The 5621-nt window shown below is 68.9% G+C and carries 9 protein-coding genes; 6 read left to right on the top strand and 3 right to left on the bottom strand.

Going from position 1 to position 5621, the window contains the following annotated elements; all coding sequences use genetic code 11:
* The 4 genes from CON77_RS14595 to hemP all read left to right on the top strand — a co-directional run.
* Window positions 1–368: energy transducer TonB (locus CON77_RS14595; RefSeq protein WP_157826991.1), on the top strand; the 368-nt coding region annotated here is incomplete at its 5' end.
* Between the two features lie 7 nt (window positions 369–375).
* A complete protein-coding gene (locus tag CON77_RS14590; RefSeq protein ID WP_101050305.1) occupies window positions 376–1110 on the top strand; it encodes a MotA/TolQ/ExbB proton channel family protein in 735 nt (244 codons plus the stop codon).
* Between the two features lie 11 nt (window positions 1111–1121).
* The gene (locus CON77_RS14585) at window positions 1122–1529 is read left to right on the top strand and encodes an ExbD/TolR family protein (RefSeq protein WP_101050303.1); all 408 of its coding nucleotides are present in this window, start codon (window positions 1122–1124) and stop codon (window positions 1527–1529) included.
* Window positions 1526–1726, top strand: a complete 201-nt coding sequence (gene hemP / locus CON77_RS14580) for a hemin uptake protein HemP (RefSeq protein WP_101050301.1) — start codon at window positions 1526–1528, stop codon at window positions 1724–1726. Before CON77_RS14585 ends, hemP begins: the two co-directional genes overlap by 4 nt.
* Before the next feature lie 38 nt (window positions 1727–1764).
* On the opposite strand, the gene CON77_RS14575 is transcribed toward hemP, so the two are convergent.
* Window positions 1765–2172 (bottom strand): GlcG/HbpS family heme-binding protein, encoded by a 408-nt coding sequence (locus tag CON77_RS14575; protein ID WP_101050299.1) that lies wholly within the window; start codon window positions 2170–2172, stop codon window positions 1765–1767.
* Window positions 2173–2272: 100 nt separating this feature from the next.
* Here CON77_RS14575 and CON77_RS14570 point away from each other — a divergent pair, with 100 nt between their 5' ends.
* A complete protein-coding gene (locus CON77_RS14570; protein WP_101050297.1) occupies window positions 2273–2965 on the top strand; it encodes a Bax inhibitor-1 family protein in 693 nt (230 codons plus the stop codon).
* 98 nt (window positions 2966–3063) lie between these two features.
* Window positions 3064–3552: a hypothetical protein gene (locus tag CON77_RS15405; RefSeq protein ID WP_198552405.1), complete on the top strand. Its 489-nt coding sequence runs from the start codon at window positions 3064–3066 to the stop codon at window positions 3550–3552.
* Window positions 3553–3594: 42 nt separating this feature from the next.
* Here CON77_RS15405 and rlmD read toward each other — a convergent pair whose 3' ends face one another.
* Both rlmD and CON77_RS14555 read right to left on the bottom strand, forming a co-directional pair.
* The gene (gene rlmD, locus CON77_RS14560; protein ID WP_101050295.1) at window positions 3595–5097 is read right to left on the bottom strand and encodes a 23S rRNA (uracil(1939)-C(5))-methyltransferase RlmD; all 1503 of its coding nucleotides are present in this window, start codon (window positions 5095–5097) and stop codon (window positions 3595–3597) included.
* Window positions 5097–5621, bottom strand: a 525-nt coding sequence (locus CON77_RS14555; protein ID WP_157826990.1) for a peptidoglycan DD-metalloendopeptidase family protein, incomplete at its 5' end; no start/stop codon positions are given. The genes CON77_RS14555 and rlmD, both read right to left, overlap by 1 nt.

Here is a 5621-nt window from a genome sequence, read left to right as displayed (position 1 = left end):
CCGCCGCCTCGGCACCCGGGCCGGCCGCCCCCAGCACAACGGCCAACACGGCAGCCACCGGCCCCGCCACGCCGCCACCGGCGCGCGTGGAACTGCCCTCGGCCAGCGCCGACTACCTGAACAACCCGCGCCCCCCCTACCCCGGTCTGAGCAAACGCCTGGGCGAACAGGGCAAGGTGGTGCTGCGCGTCTTCATCGAAGCCGACGGCAGCGCCTCCAGAGCCGAAATCCGCACGTCCAGCGGCTACGAACGCCTGGACCAGACCGCCTTGCAAACCGTGCTGCGCTGGCGCTACGTGCCCGGCAAGCGCAACGGCGTGGCCGAAGCGATGTGGTTCAACATCCCGATCAATTTTGTCTTGGAGTAAACACCGTATGGAAACGCAATTTGGCTTGAGCCACGTCTGGTCGCAAGGCGACTGGGTGACCCGCACCGTCGCCCTCATCCTCCTGGGCATGTCGGTCGCCAGCTGGGTGGTCATCGCCGTCAAGGCGCTGAACCTGCGCCGCCACCGCGTGCAGGCCCGCGCGGTCGACAATTTCTGGCACAGCAAGGACTTTGCCGAAGGCCTGAACAAGCTCGGCCCCGAGGGCGACAACCCCTTCTACCTGCTGGCCCTGCAGGGCCGCGAAGCCACCAGCCACATCCTGCACCTGGACGGCGAGCCGCCGCGCCAGCTGCACGACAGCCTGGACGTGAGCGAATGGGTGACGCGCTCGCTGCGCAACGCGCTGGACGACTTCACCACCCGCCTGCAGTCGGGCCTGGCCGTCCTGGCTTCGGTCGGTTCGACCGCGCCTTTCGTGGGACTGTTCGGCACGGTGTGGGGCATATACCACGCGCTGCTGGGCATCGGGGCATCGGGCTCGGCCACCATCGACAAGGTCGCCGGCCCCATCGGGGAAGCCTTGATCATGACCGCGCTCGGCCTGGTGGTGGCGATTCCCGCGGTGCTGGGCTACAACGCCTTGGTGCGCAGCAACAAGGGCCTGTTGCACAAGCTCAACCGCTTCGCCCACGACCTGCACGCCTACTTCGTCACCGGCGCCCGCGTCGGCGGCCAGGACGCGGCGGCCGGCGGCAAGGTGCGTCCGATCAAGCAAGGCTGAAGGAGGCAAGCATGGCGTTTTCCCACCCCGAGGCCGACGACGGCGAGGTGCTGAGCGAGATCAACATGATCCCGCTGATCGACGTGATGCTGGTGCTGCTGATCGTTTTCATCATCACCGTGCCGGTGATGAAGCATTCGGTGAATGTGGACCTGCCCCAGGCTTCCACCCAGGCCAACCCGGACAAGCCCGACACCGTGCGCCTGAGCGTGGACGCCCAGGGCCAGTTCCACTGGAACGAGGCCCCGGTGAGCGACGAGGAACTGGACGCGCGCCTGGCCCAGGCCGCGGCGCAGACGCCGCAGCCCGACCTGCACATCCGCGGCGACAAGGCGGTGCGCTACGAGCGCGTGGCCCAGGCCATGGCCAGCGCCCAGCGCGCCGGGGTGCGCAAGCTGGCCTTCGTCACCGAGCCATGAGCCCCGCACCGACGCCCCCGTTCGGCGGCCACCCGGGTGCGCTGGACGCCCCGGCGCCCTGGGCCGAACGGCCCGGCACGCCGGCGCTGGACAGCGCCTGGCTGCTGCAAGGCCAGCGTGAAATCCTGATCCAGCACCAGGGCCAGGTCTACCGCTTGCAGGCCACGCGCCAGGGCAAACTGATCCTGACCAAATGAACACCCCGCACGGGCGGCGGGTCCGGAGCGGGTGCGGCTCAGAGTCCCAAGGCGGCGATGCCAGCCTTGGCGATTTGGGCGTCCTCGCTGGACTTCACCCCACTGACGCCCACGGCCCCGATGCACTGCCCGTCCTTGACGATGGGCACGCCGCCTTCGAGCATGCCGGCCACGGTGGGCGCGCTCAGGAAAGAAGTGCGACCCTGGTTGATCACGTCCTCGTAGACCTTGCTCTCGCGCCGGCCCAGGGCGGCGGTGTGGGCTTTGGCCGGGGCAATGTGCGCGGAAACGGCGGGAGCGCCGTCGAGGCGCTGCAGCCACAGCAGGTGGCCGCCGTCGTCGACGATGGCGATGGTGACGGCCCAGTTGTTCTTCAGGGCCTCGGCCTCCGCGGCAGCGGCGACGGCCTTGATGTCGGACATTTCCAGCACAGCTTTCGATTTCATGAACTTTCCTTGCCCTGCGGGCTCTAAGGGTACAAGGCCAAAAGCTTAAACGCTTTGTGGCCGCTTCTACAATGATCTTTTTTCACGAGGAGTTTCATCCATGACCGACCAGACCCGCAGCTACGGCCGCTTCGGCAGCGCAGTTGCCTCCCAGGAACGCAACAAAGTGCTGCGCAACACCTACTGGTTGCTGGCCCTGAGCATGTTGCCCACGGTCCTGGGTGCCTGGATCGGCGTGGCCACTGGCATCACCGCCGCGCTCACCGGCGTGCTGGGCATGGTCGTCTTCCTCGGCGGGGCCTTCGGCTTCATGTTCGCGATCGAAAAGACCAAGCACTCGGCCGCCGGCGTGCCGGTGTTGCTGGGCTTCACCTTCTTTATGGGGTTGATGCTGTCGCGCCTGCTGGCGACGGTGCTGGGCTTCCAGAACGGGGGCGAACTGATCATGACCGCCTTCGGTGGCACCGCAGGCGTGTTCCTGGTCATGGCCAACCTGTCCACGGTCATCAAACGCGACCTCGACGGCCTGGCCAAGTGGCTGTTCATGGGCGCCGTGGTGCTGATGATCGGCGGCCTCGTCAACGTCTTCGTCGGCAGTCCCATCGGCATGGCGGTGCTGAGCGTGATGGCCATCGGCATTTTCAGCGCCTTCCTGCTGGTCGACCTCAAGCGCATCGTTGACGGCGGCGAGACCAACTACATCAGCGCCACCCTGGGCCTGTACCTGAGCCTGTTCAACATCTTCCAGAGCCTGCTGGCCCTGCTCGGCCTGTTCGGCGGCGAACGCGACTGAGCGTTGCCCAGGCGCCGCAATCCACCCAGGGGCCCACGCGGCCCCTTTTTCGTGGGCGCTGGCGTCAAGTTGTGCCGCAGATGGCCGAAAATCCTCTCATGTCCCGTCCCGCCCCCCTCTTCCGCCGTACACGCCTTCCCCTGCTGGTTCTGGCCTGCGTCTGGGCCTTGAGCGGCTGCGACGCCCTGGGCGTGGAAACCCCGGCCAAAACCGCCCAGAAAAAAGAGGCCGAGGGCCGGGCCATCGGCAGCGCCTGCCGCTACTCGGTGCGCAACATCGAGGACTGCTACAGCTCCAACCCGAAGGCCTCAAAGGCCGCGATCTTCGACGGTTGGCGCGAGATGGACGCCTACATGCGCGAAAACGAGATCGCCGGCATGCCGATCAAAGGGGCCGAGCCCGCCCCGGTGGCCCCCAGCAGCGCACCGGCCGCACCTGTGGAAGAAATCGTGCCCCCGTCGGGCGGCAGCACGGCGACGGCGCCCGCCCCGAACACCGCGGCAGCACCGAGCGGCAAGGCCGGCACAGGCACCGTGGACTTGCCGACCTTGCCGGGCCGGCCCAATATCGCCCCGTCGGGACGCTGACGCGCCCCATCCCGGCTGGACCGGGACGGGAGCGGCACCCGCTCAGTCGGTGACGCGCTCGAACACGGCGATCGATTCGACGTGCGCCGTGTGCGGGAACATGTTGACCACCCCTGCGGCGGTGCAGCGGTAGCCCGCCTGATGCACCAACAGGCCGGCGTCGCGCGCCAGCGTCGCCGGGTTGCAGCTGACGTAGACGATGCGCTTCGGCGGCGTCCAGACCGCCTGCTCGGGCGTCAGCGGGGCAGCGCCCTCGGCGCCGATGCGCGACTGGTGCAGGTCGGCCAGCGCCTTGGACAGGGCAAACGCCCCTTCGCGCGGCGGATCGACCAGCCATTTGTCGGCATAGCCGTCGGCCACCAGCATGTCTGGCGTCATCTCGAACAGGTTGCGCGCGACGAAGCTCGTCGGCGCCAGGCCGCCGCGTTGCGCCTGGTTGCGCTCCAGGTTCTGGCGCGAACGCGCGACCAGCGCTTCGCTGCCTTCGATGCCCAGCACCTCGCGCGCCTGCGTCGCCAGCGGCAGCGTGAAGTTGCCCAGGCCGCAGAACCAGTCGATGACCCGTTCGTCCTGCTGCACCCCGAGCAGGCGCAGCGCACGCGCGACCAGCACGCGGTTGATGTGCGGGTTGACCTGGGTGAAGTCGGTCGGCTTGAACGGCATCTCGATGCCGAAGTCGGGCAGCCCGTAGGCCAGCTGCACCGGGGCGGGCTCGGTGTCGAGCAGGTGCACCGTGTCCGGCCCCTTGGGCTGCAGCCACCACTGGATCACTTGGCCGTTCCCGCTGTGGCGCAACGCAAACTCGCGCAGGCGGTGGAGGTCGGCGGCGGACAACGGCTCCAGGTGCCGCAACACCAGCGCGGTCACCGCGTCGCCGCAGGCCAGCTCGATCTGTGGGCAGGTCTCGCGCGCGTCCATGCCAAACACCAGTTCGCGCAGCGGCACCAGCAGCGCGCTGACGTGCGGCGGCAGCACGTGGCAAACCTTCATGTCGGCCACGTAACGGCTCTTGCGCTCGTGGAAGCCCACCAGCACCTCGCCCTTTTTGGCGACGTAGCGCACCGACAGGCGGGCGCGGTAGCGGTAGCCCCAGGCCGGCCCGGCAATCGGGCGCAGCAGCGTTTCGGCCTTGACCTTGCCCAGGTGCCAGAGGTTGTCCTCCAGCACGCGCTGCTTGACGGCGACCTGGGCCAGCGGGTCGAGGTGCTGCATCTTGCAGCCACCGCAGGCGCCTGCGTGCAGGCCGAAGTTCGGGCAGCGCGGCACCACCCGCAGCGGCGATTCGCGGTGGATATCGGTCAGGCTGGCCTGCTCCCACTGGTTCTTGCGGCGGGTGGTCTGGGCACTCACGCGTTCGGTCGGCAAGGCACCGTCGATGAACACCACCTTGCCGTCGGGCTTGCGGGCCACGCCCTGGGCCTCCAGGTCGAGGGACACGATTTCCAGCCAGCCTTCGGGCAAAGGCGCCGAGGGAGCGGCGGGCACGTCGACAGGCAGGTCCAGGCCGGGCGACGCGGTCGCCGTTGCGTTCAGGGGCGCGTTCATCAGCGGGCCGGCAGGTGCTTGAGGGGATCGACCGGCTTGCCCTGGCGACGCACCTCGAAGTGCAGTTTCACCCGGTCGGCGTCGCTGCTGCCCATTTCGGCGATTTTCTGGCCCTGGCGCACGGTCTGGTCTTCCTTGACCAGCAGTGCCTGGTTGTGGGCGTAGGCGGTCAGGTAGGTGTTGTTGTGCTTGAGGATGATCAGGTTGCCGTAGCCGCGCAGGCCGGCACCGGCGTAGACCACCCGACCATCGGCCGCGGCCAGCACCGGGTCGCCCAGGCGCCCGCCGATGCCGACGCCCTTGTAGCGGGCCTCGTCGAAGGTGTCGAGGAGCTGGCCCTTGGCCGGCCAGGCGAAGCTCACGTCCTCGGCGCTGGCCGCAGGGGCTGCGGCGGCCGACGGGGCGGGCGCGCTGGATGAGGCCGCCGGCGCGTCCAACGCACGGCCCTGCACGGCGGAGGTGCTGACGGCGCTGGTGGCCGGCCCGCCCGCCGTGGCGGCCGGTGCCGGGGGGCCGACCCGCGG

This window comes from Macromonas nakdongensis (genome assembly GCF_002837145.1).
Classification (GTDB): Bacteria; Pseudomonadota; Gammaproteobacteria; order Burkholderiales; family Burkholderiaceae_C; genus Macromonas_B; species Macromonas_B nakdongensis.
This window is presented reverse-complemented; position numbering and strand designations above follow the sequence as displayed.